A 22,737-nucleotide genomic window follows, 5' to 3' on the forward strand; every position below is an offset into this window, starting at 1 on the left:
ATGTATTCTCCTCGAACCTGTGTTCAGATTTCGACAATCTCGCGCTTTGAAGGATCGTAGGCAACCGCTTTACGTTTATCCGCAGCCATATGACCCATGATGGCGATAACCGAATGGCTGAAACCATCCTCGACCGTCGCATTCGGGTCTTTACGGTCACGCATGGCCCGAATCCAGTTGAGATTGTGGTCCACTTCCGTAGGATCGGGTTCGAGAGGCGTCTCGACCGGTTTGTTGTCCGTTTCACTCTGAATCAGGGGAGAAGTGGTGTATATCGCTCCGGCGGCCGGTTCGAGCCGTTTCGGATCGACATGCCCCTCGCTGCTGATAAACTCCGGGGTGATCATTCCCTGTGTGCCATAAAATAACGCCTGGGAACGCATAGATTTATTGCCGAGACGGTGTTCGCAGGTTACGATGAAATCCTTGTACTTGTATAACGCTATGATTGTATCGTAGTGTTCACGGTCCTTCCAGACGAGCCGGTCACCGAATGCCACTGCGCTCTCTGGGTACGGGGCTTTCATGAACCATGTGACAAGATCGGTGCAATGCGCCCCTAAAAGTCCGATCAGACCGATCGAGTAATCACGGTAAAGATGCCAGCAACGATACCGTCGCGGGTGGAACGGGTATTTCTTCGTGTGCATGAGATACCCTTCCCAGTCGACATCTTCCTCTTTGACATCGCTGAAATTCCTTTCCCATCGGGGGCCGTTGTCGTTGTATTTCAGATCGACCGTTATTACTTTCCCGATTTTCCCTTCCTGAATATATTTCGCGGCGGTTATGTATTTACCCTCGCTCCGATGCTGTGTTCCGATCTGACAGATGGTTTTATTGCGGCGAACTGTATCGACCGCGCCCCGGGCTTCCTCCATGGTCATGGCCATGGGTTTTTCGCAGAAAACATCCTTGCCGGCATTACTTGCCGCGATGAGGACAGGGGAATGTCCGTGATCGGGAGTCGTGATCATGACCGCATCGACATCTTTCAGCGCCAGAAGATCGTTATAGCGCGAAAACGTTTTCGGGGAGCTGCCGGTTACCTCCCTGACCCATGCCGCTCTCTTTTCGAGGCCCGGTTTCCACACATCGCAGAGGGCTGTAAAAGTGAAATTCTCCTGTTTCATGAAGCCGGCCATGGTTCTCATCAAATCACCCGAACGGCCTCCACAGCCAATGACACCGATATTGATTCTGTCGTTTGCACCGATTACACGGGCGCTAGCGGAGAAAGGCCTGCTCAATACAGCGCCGGCTAATCCTCCTGCACCAGTACCGAGAAATAATCGTCGTCTCATCGCGTCGTTCGATCCTTTCGTGGGATAAGAGCCTTGATAAAAAGGAGCGTTCTATCTTCACATCCTGCCCGGCTGCATCGATTGTCTGCCCATGACTGCAAACATACAACGGTTTACGTCCTCTTCACGACGGCAAGATAATGATAGATAAGAGGTATATCAAGAAATAATAGGCCTGAAATCGGGAGGAGTGTATTTAATATCGAACTTCCGGGGAACACCTGCGGAAAATAATATGCAACAGGAGAAAAAGTGTTATAATACTCTGAATGTATCCCTTCGGGAGATATGTCGGAACATGAATTTCCTTCTGCAGAATAGGTAGTGTAACTCAATGGTTCGGAGAGGTGTTCTGCAACCTTTTTTCCTCTTCTTCGTTTAAAAGAAACATCATGATAATAAAGGAGAACATATGGAATCGATACATATACATGGAAAGAACAGAGGCAATATTCTTCTCTTTGCCCTCAGCACCTGCGGATGGTGTAAAAAGGCAAAGCGGCTTCTCGATGAGATGGGCGTGGAATACTCTTACATCGATGTCGACCTCACCGAAGGCGAGGAACGGCGTACTGTGGAAAACGAGATGTACTCATGGAATCCGCGCGGCTCTTTTCCCACCATTGTCATAAACAATTCGACAACGATTATCGGTTTCAGCGAGGATGAAATCAGGAAAAAAATCGGGGGTACGGAGTGAATATGACGGATATTACAGAACAGGACGTCGAGGGGCTTCGGGTACGGCTCGGCAGAGAAGCCGAACAGTCCGGTTACCACCTCAATCCCGATGCGGACTTCACCCGTGACCTCGTACGGGGCCTCCTCGTCAACGAGCGGCGGTACGGCTACTGGGCGTGTCCGTGCAGGCTGGCGTCGGGGGAAAAAACGGATGATCTCGATATGATCTGCCCCTGCGATTACCGTGATCCCGACCTGGGCGAATACGGGACATGCTACTGCGGGCTCTATGTCTCTCAGGAGATTGCGAGCGGCGAGAAATCGCTTGCCAGAATTCCCGAACGGCGGTCACCCGCTCCTGAACGTAAAAAAGCCAAGCCGAAACCCGGCGTTCCCGATACCCGCGAGCTGCCGTATCCCGTCTGGCGGTGCAAGGTATGCGGGTATCTCTGCGCCCGGAACGAGCCTCCCGAAGTCTGCCCGGTATGCAAGGCGAAAAAAGAACGGTTCGAGCGGTTCATGTAGCCGCAGTTTTTCAGCATTCGATTATTCCCGGGATTGCCCCTTACGGATATGCCTGTCGGTATATTTACATGTCTTTACCGCAGAAACAACCATAAATCCATTGTCAGACATATCCTGCCCGCCACGCAGTCCTGGATAGAACCTGACGTTGAAAAAATCCTGCTTTACGAGCAGCTTTTGAAGGCTTTTTTTTGTATATGCCTTGTAGCACTGCGCAAGGTACCGGACATGCGCAGTTTCCGTATCGACGATATACCACCGTTTCGTAAGCGAGTCGTTTTCTCCGTTCCAGCAGCATTCGTGCAGGCAGAGGTATGGTTTATCGGAGTAGAGCCCTTCGCTGACCGCTTCCCAGACAGATTCACGTTTTCCCAGACTCTCGATAGCTTCGAATGTGTACGGCTCGAGCAGAAGAATGCCACCTTCCCTGAGCGCCATCCACGCCTTGCCTAAGAATTCATAGGCATCCATGGGACTGAACATGTTGAAATCGCCGTTGGCAATTATAATCAACCCATATCCGGTACCGTATTGAGCGCTGTATATGTCATGCTCGATATAGGTGCATTGCGTGTTATCCTGCTGGGCCTGCTCCTGTGCATACGTTATTGCCGCTGGAGAAACGTCGATACCGACACACTCATGGCCGAGTTGCGCAAGCCTTCTCGTGTAGAAACCGGGGCCGCATCCGATCTCGAGGATTTTTGTCCGCTGTCCATTGAGAATGCTGTGGTGAATCCAGTCCATCTGCCGGTCGATATTCTCAAATCTCCTGCCGGCGCTTTCATGCTTCTCGTTGAGATACTTTTCAAGCATCTTTCTGCTGAAACAGGGATCGTCGTGGGGAATATATTCACCCTCACCCCAGGATAGTGGTAGGGTTTTTCTGTTGACTATGTCGACGAGAATCATGGTTTTGTCCCTTTGAGAATCTTACGTCGAAAAGCTCCGGAATCGATTTGAAAATGGGTGTTTGATGATTTCTTTTCCTCTCATGACGGCCGTAATTCAGGGATTGAGAATTGCTTCGAGTATCATGTGAAATTCATAGGCGCACTGGGACTTCATGAGGTTCTGGTATCCCCTCGGATCGATTTCTTTAATAACGTCCAGAAGTATGGCCCGCTGTTCATCGCTTTCATCGTTCTCAAACAGCGCGATATGCTCTTCGAGCAGCTGTCTTTGCTGTTCGTTCACGGTCGATTTCCCCTGTAAGTGACTACGGTAAAAAAATCACTGTCGCTGATTCTTTCAGTCTGGCAATGGTATCGTTACTTGACCAATGTCATTTTCCTCAGCTCCGAAAAAGCACCGAACTGCAGCCGGTAGAAGTAGACACCGGATGCCTGATTGTTCGTATTCCAGACCGCTACATGGGTTCCTGCGATACGTTTTCCATCGACGAGAACATCGATGCGCTGTCCGGTGGCATTGTATATTTCGAGAAGAACATTTCCTGTCCGGGGAAGACTGTACTCGATCGAGGTATACGGATTGAACGGATTCGGGTAGTTCTGGTTGAGAACGGCTGCTTTCGGTTCGGCTGTTTCATCAATTCCGGTTTGCTGCTGATACGTGAACGGTTCGTCGCAGAGATGATAATACGGTTCGGTCTGGCCGTTGTAATCACGCTGGAGATAGTATGTCATGAGCGGGGTGCGCGGGAAGTCATCGAGCGGGGTCAGTTGCGCCGAGCCATCAGCAAACCATTCGTATACCGGTATTTCATGGGGATTGATTGTCCGCGCGAGCCCCCGTTCCACCGCAATATGGAATAACCCGAAATTACCGGGCTCCTGCGAGGCTATCCAGTGACCGATATTGTCAACATGAAACGGGTTCATACCGAAAATAATGATATTGGTCAGGAATTCCTGGGCGAGTTCACCCTCTCCGGGACCTCGCACGAATCCATTGCCGTCACGGCTGTAGATTCCCTCGACCACATTGAGGGCGGGTTTGGTAACCGAGTGGCTGTCTATCGTCATGTGCGCCCAGGTTTCCATGCCGATACCGCTGTTCCATGTGGTTCCGGGTCTGTCCCACCGGGGGATGATACCTTTATGAAGCTCATAGGAATTTTTAATATCCGTTAATCCGGTGGGCTGCTTATGTTCTTCTTTCATATCGATCCAGTGATATCCGCTTCCGAAACGCTGGTAGTTATGGACAACGGTACCCTGTAAATTCTTGCAAGTCAGGGTTATTCCCATGCCGTGGGCTTTCAGCTTGGCGATGTTCAGGAGCCATGAATTTTCAGCATTGACCGGCCAGATATAGGGGATTTTTCTGAAATATACACCGTTCGGAATATCCTTCCATACGACGTCATTTTCATCGATTATTCCTACTACTTTTGACATATCGCGGATTTCGGCGCCGGTACGTTCTGCAATACCTCCTGAACCGTTGTTCCAAGGATTACCATAACCATCGGTTTCAAAATTTTCCGGACAGTTTACTTCGCGGATATAAAACTGACTGCCTTTGAGACCGAGCTCCTTTATCCCTTCGATAACCCCTTCGACAAAGTATGAGTCGGTTACCACGCTCATTGTCTTCTCTACTGTATACTTGGTGTCCCATGTGCCCCTGCAGGTGAGATTCGGTTTTACCGGTATGAGGTTGGTGAGAGGAACTCCGCCGTCTTCCTCGCTTCTCGGTACGATGACACTCCGTGAAAAATCGAGGCCGGCATTGAGCTTTGCTTCGGAGTTTGTCTTGTCATCCACCTTCGTATGCATGATGAATACCGCTTCCGGATGTTTTTCCACAAACGGGTGTACTCCGAAAAACCCGCTCGATTCCTGACGGCGTGATGTCAATGAATGAACAGTACTCGAAAATCCGACACTACTGGCAGTCGCTGCCGCTTTCAAAAAATCTCTGCGATTGAACATGACAGCCTCTTTCAGCTCGGTGGCGTTTTTATTATATCTGGTTATTCATTGAGCTTATAATCACTAATAAATTATACGAGTATTGTCATTCCCAGGAACGAAGCGAATTGGGAATCCAGTATTAACATCGTTCTGTCATGAGCACTAGATGATGGACTCCCGTTTTCACGGGAATGACGCTTTACCGTGTAAAAAAACATCTCATTCGTGAGTGTTATGCACTAATTGAATAACCAGAATATTCTGTAAGATTAAGAGGGTGGTGAAAAAGGATTTTTTCACGATCCCCTCTTAATTGATATAGCTAATGATAAACGCCCTTTGATATTTTACGATATCCGGTTCCGATCATGAGTGCATTATCTTCAGGAACATGTCATTGAAATGAGAACTTATAGCTTTCGTTCGTTTTCTTTGCGGTTTTGAACACTGTAGCGCCTGTAAGGTAAATGCGCGTCCCCTCGGATTCGGGTTTCTTCTCGCCTTTAACCACGAGCCTGACCGAATGATCGCCGGGAACGAGGCCGAGGATATGCCACAGGAACGCTCCACCTTTCTCCTCGCCCGCCCACCAGTAATAGGTGTCGATGGTACGGTGCAGATTCCCGTCCACAAAAACATCGGCCTTTCCGCCGTCCTTTTTCCAGATGCCGCGCAGTACTACGCCGCTGCCGTTAAATGTGAATGTGACCTCCGCCCCGGGGTCGCCTGCATAGCGGGCGCTCTTGTCGCCGAACGTTTCCCATTTTCCCTTCCATGTCCAGCCTCTGTCATCGAAAGCGCTCACCTGATAATCGGGAACGACATCGGGAAACGATACTTCGAGCTGCGGCGCGGCGGGTTCCTGTATTTTTATTTTTACCTTGCTCGCCGAGACCGAGCCGCCGTTGTCCCTGATGAGTTGCTGCGCGTACTTGAGTGTGTTCTCGACTGCCGAGTTGAAGGAGTATCCGGTAAAGATAAAGAGAGAGTCGGCAACCGGCTCGATGCCCTTTTTCCATGAATCGGGGATACCGCTGTACCCGTTGATGACCCCGATGACCGCCGCGGCATTCGATGGGTTGCAGTCCGAGTCCTGCCCGCACCGGATCGCCACTTCCATGGTTTTCTCAAAATCTCCGCCGCCGTAGAGGAGTCCCATGACGATATACGCGCCGTTCAGTTTTGCATCGATATTGAAGGGGTCCATAGCTCCGCAGATATCGACGTCTCCCCATTTTCCTTCGAGCTCTTTCCATGCGGCGCGCCAGTCGTCCGGGTAGTGGGTGTGGAGAGCAATGACATCGCGGATACACTTCGCATAGTCACTTTCGACGGGAATTGCGAGGAGGGCACGATTGACGATGGCGGGAATGTCCGTTTCAAAGAACGCTCCGGTATAGAGGGCCGCAACGAACATACCGCCGTAGACACCATCGCCGTAATTCATGATACGTCCGATTTTATCGGCGATTTTCACCGCAGTCTGCGGCATGCCCGGACACATGAACCCGATGTAGTCGGCCTCGATCTGGAAATCGATGTCGTCCGCATGGAGGTTGAATTCGGGGCTGCCGGACGCCGGGGGCATGATGCCATCGAAGAAATTCTTGCGCGCCTGTACATTGGCATGCCAGAGACGGTAGCCTGCGGTGGCGAAGGATTCGGCGAATTTCTCCGCCGGCCCATCGATACCGTACTTGTCCATGGTCATCATGAAGCTCAATTGAACATACAGGTCATCCTGCCGTAACGACCCGGCGGCGTACTCGGTTTTCCATTCGAGCGGCTGTTCGTAGATTTCTCCCCGCGCTCTGAATTCGGTCGGAGCGCCGTACGCAACACCGATCATTTTACCGGCCCATCCCCCCGCGATCTTGTCCCTGAGAAGGTCGATCCTGATTGTCTTTGTACCCTGGTCGCCGCAGGATGTTGAAAGAAGCACGGATGCAAGGACAGTTGCAGCCATGATTAGTCTTTTCAAAGGTATCCCCCCTTTTCAATTGAGCATATCCGGTTCTATGTATCTGCAAGAGGAAAAGCATTGCATTTCCGGGCCGGACATATGATTTCCCATCATGTCAGCAGGTCACATGAAACAGCCCGACCACTTCTTCCTGTGTGTCATTCCACCGTTTTACCGCTTCGGGGGTGGGGTGAAGGTCGACAACGCAGTTCTTTTTACCGAAATAGTCTTCGGCTTCCTCTGAAAGCTTGAGAATCCCGCTCTGACCCGATCCGATGATGACCCGTTGCGAGCCTTTTTCATATACGTTCCGGGCTTCGTCGAGCGATACGGTGTGAGAGGTGCCGAATATAGCTTTTGAAAGTTTTTTCTTTCGTTTTTTTACTTCGCCGTCAAGCCGTATGACTACATCGTGCTTGAAGGTTTTCCCTCCGATGGTAATAGAACCGAACACTGTTCCGTCAATGGTGGGTTTCATACCGCACCTCCCTGTTCCATGGCTGCATACCGATGATTGTCCGGCTTTTTGCTGATGATTACTTTCCGTACAATATACTATGGATACATCAGATGCCTGCATTCTCCATAGTATTTCCCGGATAATTCCCCGCGTTTGTTTATGACGAAGCCTTATACAGCCATCGATACCGATACGCTTAATAGAAACTCGTTACAAACGTCTGATCAGTAATCGGCGGGCGTTCATATCCGATTTTCTTCTGGCGGGGTGGCAGCTCTATCGGTTTGGGTGTCAGGTCCTCGTACGGAATCATGCTGAGTATGTGCGCAATACAGTTAAGGCGCGCCTTTTTTTTGTCGTCTGATTCGAAAGCGTACCATGGCGCCTGTTTTAGATCGGTGTATGCGAACATCTCATCCTTGGCCTTGGAGTATTCCATCCATCTGGCACGTGACTCCAGATCCATCGGACTGAGTTTCCACCGCTTCGTCGGGTCTTTGATGCGAAGCTGGAAACGGTGCTCCTGCTCGTCATCGCTTACCGAGAACCAGTATTTGAGAAGAATGATTCCCGATCGTACGAGCATACGTTCAAATTCCGGACATGAGCGGAGAAACTCGCGATATTCGTCCTCAGAGCAATAACCCATGACACGCTCGACACCGGCGAGATTGTACCAGCTCCGGTCAAAGAGGACCATCTCGCCTGCCGCGGGAAGATGAGCCACATACCGCTGAAAATACCATTGAGTTTTTTCACGCTCTGTGGGTGTGCCCAACGCCACGATCCTGCAGACACGAGGATTCAGCCGCTGGGTGATACGTTTGATGACGCCCCCTTTTCCTGCGGCATCCCGCCCCTCAAACAGGACAACGACCTTCAATCCCTTGAATTTTATCCATTCCTGCAGCTTCACCAGCTCGACCTGGAGCCGGAACAGCTCCTTTTTATAAAAGTCCGATGTGAATTTTTTTGGTTTCTTCTTTTTTTCTTCCTGCTTTTCCTGTGGTACCGGTTCTCCTTTTACTTCCAGAGGGGCGTTGTTCCCCTTTTCCGTGTCTTTTGCTTTTTTCTTTTTTGCCATGATACACTCCTTGTCTGTGAGTTCTTCATGCCGGCAAAAACGTCAACTGTCGCGAACCGGGTTGTCGGAACCGGACATCCGCCTCTCTGCTCGACCTGAATGAGCAGAGGTGATTGTTGCAGGCAGTGCTGTACCGGTCACGAACTGGATTCAGTCTTGTCGAAATATAAAAAAATGCCGTTAAATATGTGTTCAATATCCATTAGGAATAAGGCAGCTTTCATGAGTACGAATTATCGGGACATATATGAAGAAGCGGAACCGAACTCAATAATTTCCGGGATAAGGCATGGATTGTCCCTCCCCGCATGATAGTGTTATCTCTGAAAAACTGCCTGGTCCGGTAAAAAACCGCGATCCGTTTCGTTTGTAAATCCGTGTAAGAATACATCGAAGACACTTTGGCGCTTTATTTTCCCTTTAATTCAACATTAGCTTCCATATCAAAGAGCATGGCAAATAAAATAAGCTGCAACCCGGTGAGGGTGCAAAAAAGTATTGCGAGTGCATTTATCGTCGGGATAAAACCGGTGTCCCCCCATACGAAAAACAGACGCACTATCAGCGGTATATTCAAAGTAAGTATAAAGAAACCGAGAGCATAGAAGAATATCAGCGGATGAAAATCCCGTAAGGTGTACTTCTGAAACATCCTCAGGAAAAAAAGACGAAACAACAGCATCGAAATTGAAAATATCACTTTACGGAGCCTTATCTTGCTTTGTTCGCCGATTCCGTATACCGGGCTGACCGGAACGTCCATTACACGCATGTTATATATATTCATTTTGACAAGAATATCGTTCGGAACACCATACCCGGTATAGAGAGAACCGAGCGGGAGGAGTTTGAGCGCCCTTTTATTCATGGCGGTGTAACCCGACTGAGAATCGGTGACATGCCAGTATCCGCTGACGATTTTAGTAAGGAACGTCAGAATGGAGTTACCCAGATACCTTACATGGGGAATCTTGTTCCATGCTTCTCCCGTAATGAGGCGGTTTCCTTTGGTATAATCGGCGTGGTTCTCCACGAGAGGATTGATGAGCGCGGACAGATCGACGGGATCCATCTGGTTGTCGCCGTTCATGACCACCGCGATATCCATATCGTTTGAACGACACCACAGATATCCGGTGCTCAGAGCAGCGCCCACACCCCTGTTTTCTCCGTGTTGTATGAAAAGTATCCTGCTGTTCCGGGATGCAATTTCGCTGACTATCTCAACAGTTCTGTCCGTGCTTCCGTCATCGATGACTATGATGTGATCGACAAACTCGGGAATCGTTTCAACTGTTTTGGCTATCAGCAGCTCTTCATTATATGCCGGTATAATGACTGCAATTTTATGCCCTTTATACATGTATTCTCATCATGTAAAGTAGTTCCGGTCTCACCGCCCGAGGGTGTTCAGCGCGTTTTCCCGCCCGTAACCGCCCGGCAATCGTTAATGCCCATGGCTGTATTCTGCTGACTGAATCATACAAGAAATACCGGCCATAAGCAAGATTAAAGTAATACCTGACAACGATCACACATTTTTTTGAAACATATCATTTGCGATTTTTTCAGGGGAAAAATGATGAAAATAAAGAAAATTATCGAGCCAGTGATTATTGAGTGAAATTGGATTTTTCGTATATCCTGTTTCGGCATCTGTTCCGCACAGTATATCATTGTTTTCCCTCGCGAAGCTTGAGCATATGTAGTGCCCCAAGAATTGCGAGATCGCCGGAACATGATGGTATATCTTGACTTTTGCACGTGATACAATATATTGTTCGACCGGGAAGTGTTTGAACATTACCGGAATCTGAACCGATCATTTTCGAGGAAACTGTAATTCCCGATGGCACGGCGAATCAAGGAAAAAAAACGCGCGGGAACCGTTCGGGTTTCTATCGCTCACGGTATTACCTCACCGCTCTATTCCCTCGTCATCATTTCGGCAGTCGGACTAGTCATATATCTTAACAGTTTCAATTGTTCGCTGCATTTCGATGATCTTCAGAACATTATGAGTAACAGGGCTATCCGTGATCTGAACGAAATAAAAGGGCTCTGGGACTTCAGTTTTCACAGTAAACTGCGGATCATCGGGTTTTTGACATTCGCGCTCAATTATCATTTTCATGGTCTCCATGTTTTCGGGTATCATGTCGTCAACATGGCAATACATCTCGGTGCATCATGGTGTGTCTGGTGGCTTGTCATGCTGATTCTTTCATCACCGGGTATGGCATCCACGGCCATCAGTAAACACAAACACATTGCGGCGCTGGGGTGCGCGCTCCTGTTTGTATCGCATCCGTTACAGACTCAGGCTGTGACCTATATTGTCCAGCGATTTGCCTCGCTTGCGGCGTTATTCTATCTTGCCTCGCTCTGTTTATACCTCAGGGCGCGGATGACGGCACGTAAATCGGTATCGCTGATGCTTTTCGGGGGCTCCATTGCGGCCGGTCTTCTTGGCATGTTTACGAAGGAAATCGTGTTTACCCTGCCGTTTGCTGTTATCCTGTTTGAGCTGATTTTTATTCGCGCGGGAAGCCTGAAGGAGCTGCTGAAGAAGAAATCCACACTCATTTTTCTGGTTCTGCCATTGTTTTTTCTCCTGATAATACCCGCGATAATATGGTCGGGCTGGAGTATTCCGAAGTTATTCTGGCCGGTAGAGTCGGACAGGTATTCCGATCCTCTCCTCATAAGCTCCACCTATCTTTTTACTCAGTTCAGAGTTCTCCCGGCTTATATCGGGCTCCTGTTTTTCCCTCTCCGGCAGAACCTCGATCATGATTTTCCGGCTTCACACGGTTTTTTCGAGTTTTACACCGCGGCAGGTTTTCTTTTCCTGTTAGCGCTGTTTATTACCGCGATTGTGATTCTTCCAAAAAGGAAACTGGAAGCAGTCGGTATCCTGTGGTTTTTCCTGACACTTTCCGTCGAATCGACCATAATACCCCTGAGAAACGTCATGTTCGAGCACAGGCTCTATCTGCCGATGTTCGGATTCAGCCTTTTTCTGGTAAGCACGCTTTACGATCTCCTGTGGGAAAAACATGCAAGGGCGGCGATCATCATTTTTCTGGCAATTATTACCGGCTGCTCATTCCTGACATATGAACGGAATAAAGTATGGAAAACGGATTTGAGCCTCTGGACCGATACGGTGCGGAAATCGCCGAACAAGGCGAGGCCCCATAATAATCTCGGTAATGCCTTGTTACGCGAAGAGAAGACAAGAGAAGCCATTGCGGAATATAAGAAAAGCCTCGAAGCGAATCCCGGTTATGTCCTTGCCCTCAACAATCTCGGTAATGCACTGTCTCTGGAGAAAGACTACGATCAGGCGCTTGAATATTATGCGAAAGCGCTTTCGATCAATCCTGGCGACAGTGAAGTGTATATGAATATGGGAACCACGTTTTACCAGGAAGGAAGGTATGAGGAAGCGCTTAAGGCTTTTCAGGCTGTTATTACTATAAATCCTGCATCCGCAAAGGCTCATGTCGGTATCGGCGACGTATTGTACCAGGAAGACAAATATGATGAGGCTTTAAAGGAATATCGCCGCGCCCTCGAGTTTGAACAGGGTGATTGCGAACTTTATAATAAAATCGGAAGCGCCCTGTTCCGGCTGGAACGTTTCGATGAAGCGTTCAGGGAATATGAACGAGCCCGCAACATAAATCCCCGGTTCACAAAAACCTATAACAACATGGGGATTATCTTCTACCGTCAGGGTAAATACGCCGAGGCTGTCGACTCTTACCGAAAAGCGCTCGGTATCGATCCCGGGTATACTGTGGCGAATATCAATTGCGGCGATGCCCTCATGAAACTTGGCCGGTTTGATGAAGCGGTCGCCGTATACCGTCAAGCGCTTTCATCGGAACCGGATAACATCAAAGTTCTCATCAATATGGGAGACGCACTCTATGGAATGGGGAATGTGCAGGATGCCATCGCTGCTTATTTAAAAACGCTTAATATCAATTCAAACAATCCCGCTGTTCACTACAAACTCGGTTTTGCCTACAGAAAGCTTGGCACACTCGATAAAGCGGCTGATCACACCAGACGCGCTCTTGAGCTTGAACCCTCGTTCAGCGAAGCACGGCAGCTCATGAACGTCATTCTCAGGGAACAGGGAAACACCCGCCGTTAAATTCATATAACCCGGATTTATCTGAAAATATTCATAAACAATTTAACCACTGAGACACGGAGGCACGGAGAAAGAAAATCAATGTAATCCGGCTTATGCGTGGAAATATTTCACCACAAAGACACAAATAGATATAAGAGATTATTTATACTATATTTAGTAGCTATTAATAGTTTGCCTCTGTTTAACCTCACCCTGGCCCCTCTCCCGTAAACAGGCGAGGGGGAAAAGGAATCTCTTGTTTTCATTAAATATAAAAAGAAATCCGCGCGAATCCGTGTTCCATTAAATTTCGTAAATAGGTCGGGCTGAATAAACTGTTTCACGGAATACCCGCGATTATAAGTAAAAACCGCTGCCCGATTGATTGAGGTATTCCGTTATCTTCTCCATGAGCGCCTGGGAATCAGTATAGGTATACGGGGTATAAAGGGCCTGATTGAGGTGATATGTAGCGTTGTCGGGATCGGGCTGTTCGGTGGATGAATAGATTTTTAGGCGGTAGAAGGCCATCGCCTGGACGATTTCGAGATCACCGGTATCAATGAAGAAGTCGTGTTTTTCAAGGGGGAAAACATCTTCATACGAGCTGACCGTATACTTTTTGAAGAGATTGATGATGTTTGTGTTTTCGCCGGCTGCGAGATATGATCCGGAAAGCCCGCATAAAACATCCACCGTATCCGCGAGACTTGTGACGTAATCGAAACCAGCCCGAAAAGCCACAATGGAGCTGTCGGGATGCTGACGGCGCAGGAGAGACCATCCGCTGCCTATATATGCTTCGGGACGTTTGTCGTCGTAGTCTTTCGCATCGAGAAAAAGCTGGTAGGCGTCATCGTATTTGCCCTGGTTGTATTCCGTCCAGCCGGATTTGATTATATCGTCATAACTGGTCTGCTTGACATCCATGATACCGCCGCTGCACCCGGTTATGATGAAAAGTAAAAGTATGATATACAAAACGCGATGCATGGTTTATCCCACCTTTACCGTAACAGGAGCATTTTACGGGTTATTGTCCAGTTATCGGACAGTACCCTGTACAGATAGGTTCCGCTCGAAACAGGCCGGTTGTTTTCATCACGCGCATCCCAGATGACAGTGTGGTTTCCCGGCGGGAAACGGTCATCGGCGAGAACCCGTACTTTTCTGCCTAAAAGATCGAACACCTCGATGCTGAGAGCAGTGTCAGCGGTGAGGAAAAAGGTTATATGAGTCACGGGATTGAACGGATTCGGGCTGTTCTGTTCGACACTGATCCGTGAAGGCGTCGTATTCGCACCAGCCAGGAATGTCTCTGATCTGGAATTGCCTGACCGGTCGGATACGGTAACCTCGATTGTGACCGTTCCGCCTGTTCCGCTGTCGCCGGGGTAAACGGCAATCGTCGATCTGACGGCATCATACTCATGGAGAAGGACTTCGCCGTTGCAGGAAACCACGATTGACCGGCTGTCGATACCGCTCCCGGGATCGTCCGCGAATATGGCGATACCGTCGTTCTGTGACTCGACAAGCCTGAGATGCGGCGGGGTAGCGTCGAAACCGAGCCGGAATATGCCGGGACGGTCTGTTTCAGCCCGGACAATGTTATCGCCTCTCGATGCGCCGACGAATGTCCACCGAGTTCCGTCAAGCCTGTAAATTCCAGCCCCGACAGCCCGTGAAGCAACCGAAAATCCTACAGTTAGCGGCTTTTCCGGGTTCAGCGATGACGGGCCGATATTGTACGAAACGTCCGTGAGCATCACTTCTTCCGCCGATTCACGACTGTCCACGCGATTGTCGGTATTCTCGGGGATTACCGTAACAAGCACCGGTTTTGCAAGCGCATCCGGTGGTATGGTTAATGATGCCCGGTCCACCACAAGTTTTGCGCCGGTTTTATCGATACGGCCATATGTAAAGTTCGTTGTATCCTGCACCGCTTTTCCTGTCGATGTCGTTCCCTTCACAACAATGTGCGCGGTTCCCTTGTAACCGATGCTTCTGCTGTAGGGCAGGAGGTATTTCCCGTAATAGTACTGTGTATCGACACGCTCGATGGAAACATTCGTCGAGTCCTTATCGACTCGTATGTGGACAGCCGGTTGTATACTGAGGCTTTCCCTGCTTTTGATATAGAGGTCCATGTAGTCTTCCTGCATGGGATTGCGGAAGAGCAGTACGGTAAAAACATTTTTCAGGGTCGCTCCGGTGACTGTTGCGGTAACCTGCATCGAGCTCGAATGATTTTCGGGGTCGCTCACAGTGAATTTCAGTGTTTCATTGCCTTCCCATGATTCTGATGGCGAGCATACGGTGGCAATATGTGTCGCCGGATCGATATATACCGTCAGGCTGTCGTTACCGGATATCGACCACGACATATTATACAATGGAGTGTCTGCATCGAAATAGTAATCATCAAGATTAACCGTGATACACTGACCGGCTTTCAGGGAAATATCGGTAAGGCCTCCTGCTACAGGGCTGCCGTCGGCAGGAACGCTGAACACGGTGAGGGTGTCTTTTGCCGCGCCGCCCATGGGATTCGATACGATGAACTCGACTCGTTCCCATCCAACCCAGCCAAAGGAACCGGTAAAGGAAACCGGTTTTGTTCTGATTCCATAAGGCTGTTGAAACTGGATGACAGTGTTTTTATTGCCTGTCCACAGCCAGGTGAGCTCCGATTTCGAGTACTGGAAATCCTCGGCGAAATCATCGAGGTCGAGGCTGTCCTGTTCGCCGGTGATAAAACCGACTTTAGATGGCAGATCGAGCGTAGGTTTTGACCGGTCTTCGAGAACGGTGATAATTGTAAGGTCATCCGCGAATTTGCCGATGGGATCGGTAACCGTAAAGAAAATTCGGTTCACGCCGTACAAATCCGGGCTGAGGCTTTTCAGGCTGACAACGTGTGTCAACGAGTTAATGGTGGCTGTGACAACACTGTCGGCTTCGGCCTGACGGCCCCATGTCCATGTCATGTCTTTATCCGCATTATCGGCGTCATAGTAGAAATCGTCGAGATCTATCCATTTCGGCTGAATATCGCCCGCAACGAGAGTGGTATCGGGAATGCCTCCGACAATCGGTGTGCCGTCGGCAGGTCCAATGAACGCAATGAACTGTGTCGATGTATTGTTTCCGTCCGGATCGAACCCGGTGATCGTGATCCTGTCCCAGCCCGGTGTGTTGTTGAGATCATAGAATGTGACGCGGCCCGTGATTTTGTTGACATACACGCTGTCGATATCGTCGGTATTTGCGAAAACGAATTTCAAATTCTCGAACGCATCATCGGAATCGAGAACATAATTTTTAAGAACAAGCGTCGAATCGGCCTGTCCCTGTGGGAATCCGATTTTTGGAATGCGTGAAAATACCGGAGGATTCTTTGCAGGAGTCACCGTAACGAGCATGGTATCACTCGCTGCCCGACCGGAAGGATCGGTTACCGTGAATATTTTCTCCTCGGTGCCCACATAGTCCGGATTGGCTCTTATGGTGATTGCATATCCCTCAGCGTTCGTAATGAGGTTTTGCGATGAATTCCATGTGATGGAGAGCGGATCGTTGTCAACGTCTTTTGCGTACGTACTCATGGAGAACACGTATGACTCGCCGCGTTGAAATGTCACATCCGGCAGTCCTTTAAGAATCGGCGGATCGTTTATCGGAAGCACCCTGACCGGAACGGTGAGCGAATCGCCCAGACTGAAAGAATCATAAACGGAAATTCTCAGGTTGTCCACCCCAAAGAAATCCTGCTTTCCCATGAGAGAAAGAACAGTACCCGCCCGCGAGGGAATAACATTTCCGCCGGTGATGAAAAACCATGTCATATTTTCGATGGCATCATCGTTATCGCGGACTATTTCATTCAGTTTGAGAGCGACCTCGAGTGAATCCTCATGTATATACAGTGTGTCTTTGATGGCGATTTTAAGAAGAAGCGGAGGCTCGTCCACGGTGATTCTCATGGTGTCGGACGACTGGTTCCCTTTACCATCGGAAACGGTAAAAATGATATCCTCATATCCTTTATAATCATTGGGAACCGTAAAGGTTACGACATGTGTTTTCGAATTGATGGTAACGCTGATACGGTTGTTTCCGGACGCACTCCAGATAAGGAGTGAATCGGGGATCGATGAAACGCCGACATATTCATCGAGATCAAGGGTTGTGTCGATACTTCCGGGCGCAAGCATTTTATCGGGAAGAGGTGGATTGATTTCAATTCCGGATACGTTGATTTTGCAGGTTTGAAATGATTTAAAGTAATACGTATTACTTGCGTAGGGCTCATGATAGCTTGAAACACGCACATTGTACTGATCGACATCGAGCTTGATGGTGGATGAATCACAGGGAGCCTTTGCGATAAGCTTGAATGTCGCGACTACTCCGTATCTCAAGTTGGATGACGGTCTTCCCTGGCCGGAATCCTGAGGTGTCATCTCGACATAATCAAGCTGCCAGCCGTCCATCCCGTTGTCGTAAGCGCTGAGCGAATCTCCGTGCGTGTTGTTTCCATAGGGCTGGACTATTCCCTGCACGGCTCTGAAATATTCTCCCTGGATGAACGGTTTGGGTTGGAGATAGAATTTGTTCTTCTCCATGTTTTTTCCCTGGCTCACTATGTTGAAATATCGACCGTCAACAGTCAGATATATTTCAACCGCCGATATCGGGATCGTCTTTGGATTACGCATGAAAACATCGATACTGACCGTATCTCCCAGAGAAGCGTAGATTTCATTGATACCGCCCGAATCGGTACCCGAACCTTTTTCATACAGGTATAACCACAACTGTCCGGGAACAACCCCGGCAGGTTCGGCCATGGTTACCGATGGAAACAGCAGGAGACTCAGTCCAAGCAGGATAACGCATGAGGTAAAGTATCTCATATTCATAGATGAATATCCGGAATCACCGTTATGATGAAGAGGAACATAATACTATCCGGGAATGATATTTCGCAAATAACATGCCAACGATTATTAACAGTACAATCCCTGCATTAACAGGCTGTTACAGGTTCTTTCACCATGGATGAACACAATATAGGGAATGTTATTACTCAGGAAAAGGAAAAAAATTCCGTACGGCACGGCCCGAAATACAAAGGGCTCGTACGTGACGAGCCCTTTGTATTGGTTATTCACACTGTTCTTACTTGATGAACAGCATTCTCTTTGTGGCATGGTAATTTCCGGCATGGATTGTGTAGAAATACACGCCGTTGGATACCGCATTGCCGTACATATCAGTCGCATTCCATCTCACCGCGTAGTTACCGGGAGCATATGCGCCTGAAACCAGTGTGTTCACATGGCGTCCGAGAATGTCGTAAATCCTGAGTTCGACATTGCTCTGTTCGGGTATGGCAAAGCTGATTGTCGTGGTCGGGTTGAACGGGTTCGGGAAGTTCTGGGTCAGATTGAATGTTGCAGGAACATTCTGACCGTCGATTCCCGCCGGGTTTTCATTGATAACCGTTTCCTTCATAAATTGAGCGTTGACGAACGACGCTGTCTTTATGCCAAGGATATCAGGTGAAAACGCACCGTCTTTCAACGCCGTGAATGTCACTTCAGCAAGAATACCGTCGCCGAAGTGGACAGCATCACCGAATACGGAATTTGCAAGACCGACTGTTCCGTTTCCGACGACAGGGAAGGAATATGAGTCGCCGGCGAGGAAATCACCTTCGGTAATTCCGTTGAATGCGAGCTTATTCTTGTCATAATTCATGTTGACAAAATATGCTCTCACGTTGCCTGTATTACGGACTGCGACCTGAATGGTGTAGCTTTGACCCGCTTTGAGCTCATTCGGAACATTTGCGAACTCGACAATGGCATCGAGATTGGACTGTACAGGGCTTAAAACCGGCTTGTACACCGGTGCGTCACCGCTGACGCCGACATGGGCTGTTGCCATCGACAGGTCGGTAGTTTCAACCTCGTTGTCTTCATTAATATCGGCCCACTTGTAGTTGTACTCTCCGTCATCCCATTTGCTGCTGTCGGGAGTGGAGAGGAATGCGGACTTGATGACGTTGATATCACCGGTATCGATCTGGTTGTCGGGCCATACCGCACCGCTTGAATCGGTATAACCGAAGCAGTCACCGCCGAGAAGCTTGCCGAAATTGACAAACACGGTGTCCATGCCCGCATAAAGTCCGACTTCCAGCTTCTTCGAGAGATAACGGTTATACACCGCCACGAGATCCCATTCACCCATCGGGGCTTTCTTGAGGGTGAATAATCCGTCGGTATCGAGAACATACTGAATACCCGGTGTATTGAAATCGGTATCATTTGCATTGGCAAATATCGTGTCGGTCGATGCGACATACGATCCACGGGCACGCAGTTCGAGAGTGACCGTATATGCCGAAGTCCCACGTCCTTCAAACTCGACAATACCCTCGATGAGCGGTCTCGGAACAACCTTGACCGAGCTCGAAAGGGTTTTGATCGAAATGTCGGCGCCGTCATTGACGAATTTGGTTACCCAGCCCTTGGACGGTTCGTTGACAAAGTACACGCTCGTTGAAGCTTCGAGGGCGTTTGTAGTTCCTTTGCTCACGAGTTTAAAGGTAGCGAGGGCGGTACCGAGACCTGTATCGGCCGGGTCTATCGGATTACCATCATTGAATACTGTGGCTCTCAGCAGCCACCGTCCGTTAGCGTCGTCATCGATCAGCTGGTTGGAGAGAAGAACTCCATACCCTGCTGCATCGGTAAACGGTCCGCTGGAGGTGACAACAGTCCAGTATGCTTTTTCGACCGCGATATACAGATCCATGAGGTCGACGGGATTGGTCTCATCGGCAGCCATGACGGAGAACGTGGTCGTGTCGCCCTGAGCAGTGCTCAGCGTCATCGGGCTGATCGTGAGATTCTTCTGGGACGGTGTAGTTGCGACATTGAGAAGCGTCAGAGAACCAGGCGCCCTGTAGAGCGTCTCGGTGCCATCCCAGCTCTCATCAGCGACAACACCGATATAGACCCAGTAGGTGCCGTCAGAAAGATCGGTACCGGCATTGGTAATATCGGTTGTGTATAATACCGTTGCATCACCCGGTGTTCTGATGGACAGGTCGTAATATGTGGTAGTCTTTGTGGCAAGACCCGAGAAATTGGCATCATCGCCGTCAGTCGAGGTAAGCATATATACGTTGCCTGCCGCTAAAGCACCCAGCGTAGTTGGATTTGTTGTAGTCGGGCCTGCTGAAACGGAATTATTGACGATATAGATACCCACTTTTCCGTTCTGGTTGTAATCATTGGCCTCGAATTTTATGCGGTAGGTTTCTTCCGCATTGATGGTTTTGCCTTCCGCAGGCGGGTCGAGCAGGCGGGCAAATTTCTTGAAGGTTGCAAAATTGACCCTGGTGATGGTTTCGCCGGTTGTCAATAATCCATCATCTCCAAGCGCTACGACACGGGCTGTGTTGTTGGTCGACTTGTTCTCATCAATAATTGCGTAAATGAGATAGTAGCCAGCGAACGTACCATCCATTGGATGCCAGCCCGTCTTCTTGTAATCCGCGGTCATATTCCACGCATAGTAGGAATTGGCTTTGCCCTCGAGGTCCTCGAGTATCCCTTCACAGATCTTGTGGGTGTGGATTGAATCGTCATTTGCGGATGCCGCAGCACGAAGGGCGACAGCGTCTGTGCTGCCAAAGGGAGACGCTGATGTTGATGAATAATGGATGTAGAATTCTATTGTAGCTGAATCATCAATATCCTTGTCGCCGTCAACGCCGTTCTTGCCCCAGCTCAGCATGATAATATCGGTCAGGGACGGATCAATGGTGACATCGGCGGTGGAGGGATCCACTGCAGCAGCATCGTATTCAGTCAGCGCGTCGATGGTCAGCGATGGTGAATGCCTGATCTTGATTAATTCCGAGTTGGAAGCATCGGCGCCAACCGCTTTAAGGAAACTGGTGTGTTTCCCATCGCATGCGACCACGTACATTGTGTAATCGCCTGCAGGAATAAAAGAGCTCCCGACAGGATTGACATCCCAGTTCCATTTGATGAGACCGTCGGTATCTTCCTGATTTTCATACAATGTGCTTACGAGAAGTGTTGCATTATTCGGGGCGGTACCAATACCGTCGACGACCAGTGGGGAGCCCGATGTACGAACATCGGTGGCTGCGAAACCCGCATTGGTCGAATAGAAAACGTATACCTGCGCATTATCGTCAAAGTCGTCTACGCTGATATACAGATCCATATCCGTGGCGGTATTTGCTGTTCCCGTCACATTCCCGTCGATATCATAATACGTACCGGTATCGAGGGTTGCATCACCGTCGTCGGAGTATGGAGCCTCATTATCAAATCCATCCGGCGGTAACGTTTTGTCCCAGCCCATGAGATTGACCACGGGATAATGCCGGATGGTCAGCTGATCCGAGCGGGCGAGCGGGAAGTCACCGGTAAACTGGCTGGTAATGTAGAGCCAGTAATTACCTTCCGGGAGTCCTCCCGTTGCGATCGTCGCAGCGTTTCCGTTAGCCAGTTCATTCAGGGTGAATTTCTGCGCGGTGTCATACCTGACCGCGAAAAGCACTGCTGTGGAGTCGACATGGCTGAGGAGTGAATCGGTATATACCCAGATCGAATATACGACATCGTCACTGGATTCCGTACCGTCAAGATCGGGTCCGGGAACATCAGCGCCATTAACCTGTCCGTCGCCGCCGTCCGGGATAAGATCGGTAAGAGCGCTGAACAGCTGCGCTGCAGCAGCCGGGTACTGGTCGCCGTACGTCGAAGTAGAGTCGTTGTCCCCCGTCAGATTCGACTGGAACGTGAAAAGCTGGAGGGCGCCGGGCTCACGGAATGTAACCATAGCTCCGGCTCCGCTGGCGATATTGTCGGTTGTGGCATCCGAGAATGTGACATAATAATCATCCGACGTAGTCGCAGTTCCGGTTTCGACCGGGAACATGAGTTTGACAATATCTCCTGATGCCATATCAGCGACGCCAATGGTCAGTACGATTGTCGAAGCGGTAGCTGAAGTTACCGCTACCGTCATGCCGCCGGCGCTGACATCAGTATAGTAGAGTGTAACATGGCTGTCATATGTGCCTGCGCTGTTTACTTTGGCCAGGGTGACATCGGACGGGAACGTAATAGTGATTGTCTGCCCGCTTACGTGCGCTGCCCCGCTTGTCAGCGAAAGCACCTGCCAGTAGTAGTTATCATCCGTTTCGCCTTTGGGGCCATTGACATACGCTCCTTTTGGAACCTGATCCGGAGTGACTGTCAGTGTGGCCGCTAGGGCATTGCTTACCCCGATAATCATAAAGACCAGGGATAAAACAATTAACAGTCGAGATTTCATCTGTGATTCTCCTTAAACAAAATAGTTATGAACCTCATAAAATTCCTTTACTGATGCAAGCCTTTTTCACCTTTTTCGTTACGTTTTAAGATCAGCTCGATAAAACCATTCACAGAAATAAAGTAGTGTAGAACACCGCTTTTACGAATAATACACATTTCCTAGGTTTTTTCCGTCATCGGCTTATCTCCTTCCATGGTGTTTTAAGCTCAGTTTCCTTACTTTGCTTTGTTTAGGTACACTGTGTAAGCATTCAAAAAATCACATAAGTATGGATACAAAAGGTCGTAGA

Annotated in this window: 14 protein-coding genes; 3 read left to right on the forward strand and 11 right to left on the reverse strand. The window is 49.2% G+C overall.

The window, feature by feature from the left end:
- Window positions 1–23: 23 nt before the first annotated feature.
- On the reverse strand, window positions 24–1,304 hold the full coding sequence (locus LLG96_00365; protein ID MCE5248649.1) for a Gfo/Idh/MocA family oxidoreductase: 1,281 nt from the start codon (window positions 1,302–1,304) through the stop codon (window positions 24–26).
- A 412-nt stretch (window positions 1,305–1,716) separates the two neighbouring features.
- On the opposite strand from LLG96_00365, the gene LLG96_00370 reads away from it, so the two are divergent.
- The gene (locus LLG96_00370) at window positions 1,717–2,004 is read left to right on the forward strand and encodes a glutaredoxin family protein (protein MCE5248650.1); all 288 of its coding nucleotides are present in this window, start codon (window positions 1,717–1,719) and stop codon (window positions 2,002–2,004) included.
- A gap of 2 nt (window positions 2,005–2,006) precedes the next feature.
- Window positions 2,007–2,510, forward strand: coding sequence for a ferredoxin:glutaredoxin reductase (locus LLG96_00375; protein ID MCE5248651.1), 504 nt, complete (start codon window positions 2,007–2,009; stop codon window positions 2,508–2,510).
- A 21-nt stretch (window positions 2,511–2,531) separates the two neighbouring features.
- Here the strand turns inward: LLG96_00375 and LLG96_00380 are convergent, their stop codons facing one another.
- The 7 genes from LLG96_00380 to LLG96_00410 all read right to left on the reverse strand — a co-directional run bounded on the left by LLG96_00380 (window position 2,532) and on the right by LLG96_00410 (window position 10,262).
- On the reverse strand, window positions 2,532–3,422 hold the full coding sequence (locus LLG96_00380) for a class I SAM-dependent methyltransferase (protein ID MCE5248652.1): 891 nt from the start codon (window positions 3,420–3,422) through the stop codon (window positions 2,532–2,534).
- Between the two features lie 96 nt (window positions 3,423–3,518).
- Window positions 3,519–3,707, reverse strand: coding sequence for a hypothetical protein (locus LLG96_00385; protein ID MCE5248653.1), 189 nt, complete (start codon window positions 3,705–3,707; stop codon window positions 3,519–3,521).
- A gap of 74 nt (window positions 3,708–3,781) precedes the next feature.
- Window positions 3,782–5,410 carry a DUF362 domain-containing protein gene (locus LLG96_00390; protein ID MCE5248654.1) on the reverse strand — a complete coding sequence of 543 codons (1,629 nt, stop codon included), beginning with the start codon at window positions 5,408–5,410 and terminating at the stop codon, window positions 3,782–3,784.
- Between the two features lie 376 nt (window positions 5,411–5,786).
- Entirely contained in the window at window positions 5,787–7,373 is a 1,587-nt protein-coding gene (locus tag LLG96_00395) for an ADP-ribosylglycohydrolase family protein (GenBank protein MCE5248655.1), read from the reverse strand.
- Window positions 7,374–7,470: 97 nt separating this feature from the next.
- Window positions 7,471–7,833, reverse strand: a complete 363-nt coding sequence (locus tag LLG96_00400) for an MTH938/NDUFAF3 family protein (GenBank protein MCE5248656.1) — start codon at window positions 7,831–7,833, stop codon at window positions 7,471–7,473.
- Window positions 7,834–8,011: 178 nt separating this feature from the next.
- Window positions 8,012–8,899, reverse strand: a complete 888-nt coding sequence (ppk2, locus tag LLG96_00405) for a polyphosphate kinase 2 (protein ID MCE5248657.1) — start codon at window positions 8,897–8,899, stop codon at window positions 8,012–8,014.
- Window positions 8,900–9,308: 409 nt separating this feature from the next.
- Window positions 9,309–10,262: a glycosyltransferase family 2 protein gene (locus LLG96_00410; protein ID MCE5248658.1), complete on the reverse strand. Its 954-nt coding sequence runs from the start codon at window positions 10,260–10,262 to the stop codon at window positions 9,309–9,311.
- Between the two features lie 486 nt (window positions 10,263–10,748).
- On the opposite strand from LLG96_00410, the gene LLG96_00415 reads away from it, so the two are divergent.
- The gene (locus LLG96_00415) at window positions 10,749–13,067 is read left to right on the forward strand and encodes a tetratricopeptide repeat protein (GenBank protein ID MCE5248659.1); all 2,319 of its coding nucleotides are present in this window, start codon (window positions 10,749–10,751) and stop codon (window positions 13,065–13,067) included.
- Window positions 13,068–13,406: 339 nt separating this feature from the next.
- Here the strand turns inward: LLG96_00415 and LLG96_00420 are convergent, their stop codons facing one another.
- The 3 genes from LLG96_00420 to LLG96_00430 form a co-directional block, all read right to left on the reverse strand.
- The gene (locus LLG96_00420) at window positions 13,407–14,042 is read right to left on the reverse strand and encodes a hypothetical protein (GenBank protein ID MCE5248660.1); all 636 of its coding nucleotides are present in this window, start codon (window positions 14,040–14,042) and stop codon (window positions 13,407–13,409) included.
- A 14-nt stretch (window positions 14,043–14,056) separates the two neighbouring features.
- Window positions 14,057–17,977 carry an Ig-like domain-containing protein gene (locus LLG96_00425; GenBank protein ID MCE5248661.1) on the reverse strand — a complete coding sequence of 1,307 codons (3,921 nt, stop codon included), beginning with the start codon at window positions 17,975–17,977 and terminating at the stop codon, window positions 14,057–14,059.
- A gap of 259 nt (window positions 17,978–18,236) precedes the next feature.
- Window positions 18,237–22,445: a T9SS type A sorting domain-containing protein gene (locus LLG96_00430; protein MCE5248662.1), complete on the reverse strand. Its 4,209-nt coding sequence runs from the start codon at window positions 22,443–22,445 to the stop codon at window positions 18,237–18,239.
- Window positions 22,446–22,737: the final 292 nt, after the last annotated feature.

Source organism: bacterium, assembly GCA_021372535.1.
Lineage (GTDB): Bacteria > Latescibacterota > Latescibacteria > Latescibacterales > Latescibacteraceae > JAFGMP01.

Bases quoted from the DNA above. Each gene is read 5' to 3' on its own strand.
- LLG96_00365 (MCE5248649.1), bottom strand. From the start codon at position 1,304: ATGAGACGACGATTATTTCTCGGTACTGGTGCAGGAGGATTAGCCGGC.
- LLG96_00370 (MCE5248650.1), top strand. From the start codon at position 1,717: ATGGAATCGATACATATACATGGAAAGAACAGAGGCAATATTCTTCTC.
- LLG96_00375 (MCE5248651.1), top strand. From the start codon at position 2,007: ATGACGGATATTACAGAACAGGACGTCGAGGGGCTTCGGGTACGGCTC.
- LLG96_00380 (MCE5248652.1), bottom strand. From the start codon at position 3,422: ATGATTCTCGTCGACATAGTCAACAGAAAAACCCTACCACTATCCTGG.
- LLG96_00390 (MCE5248654.1), bottom strand. From the start codon at position 5,410: ATGTTCAATCGCAGAGATTTTTTGAAAGCGGCAGCGACTGCCAGTAGT.
- LLG96_00400 (MCE5248656.1), bottom strand. From the start codon at position 7,833: ATGAAACCCACCATTGACGGAACAGTGTTCGGTTCTATTACCATCGGA.
- ppk2 (MCE5248657.1), bottom strand. From the start codon at position 8,899: ATGGCAAAAAAGAAAAAAGCAAAAGACACGGAAAAGGGGAACAACGCC.
- LLG96_00410 (MCE5248658.1), bottom strand. From the start codon at position 10,262: ATGTATAAAGGGCATAAAATTGCAGTCATTATACCGGCATATAATGAA.
- LLG96_00415 (MCE5248659.1), top strand. From the start codon at position 10,749: ATGGCACGGCGAATCAAGGAAAAAAAACGCGCGGGAACCGTTCGGGTT.
- LLG96_00420 (MCE5248660.1), bottom strand. From the start codon at position 14,042: ATGCATCGCGTTTTGTATATCATACTTTTACTTTTCATCATAACCGGG.
- LLG96_00425 (MCE5248661.1), bottom strand. From the start codon at position 17,977: ATGAATATGAGATACTTTACCTCATGCGTTATCCTGCTTGGACTGAGT.
- LLG96_00430 (MCE5248662.1), bottom strand. From the start codon at position 22,445: ATGAAATCTCGACTGTTAATTGTTTTATCCCTGGTCTTTATGATTATC.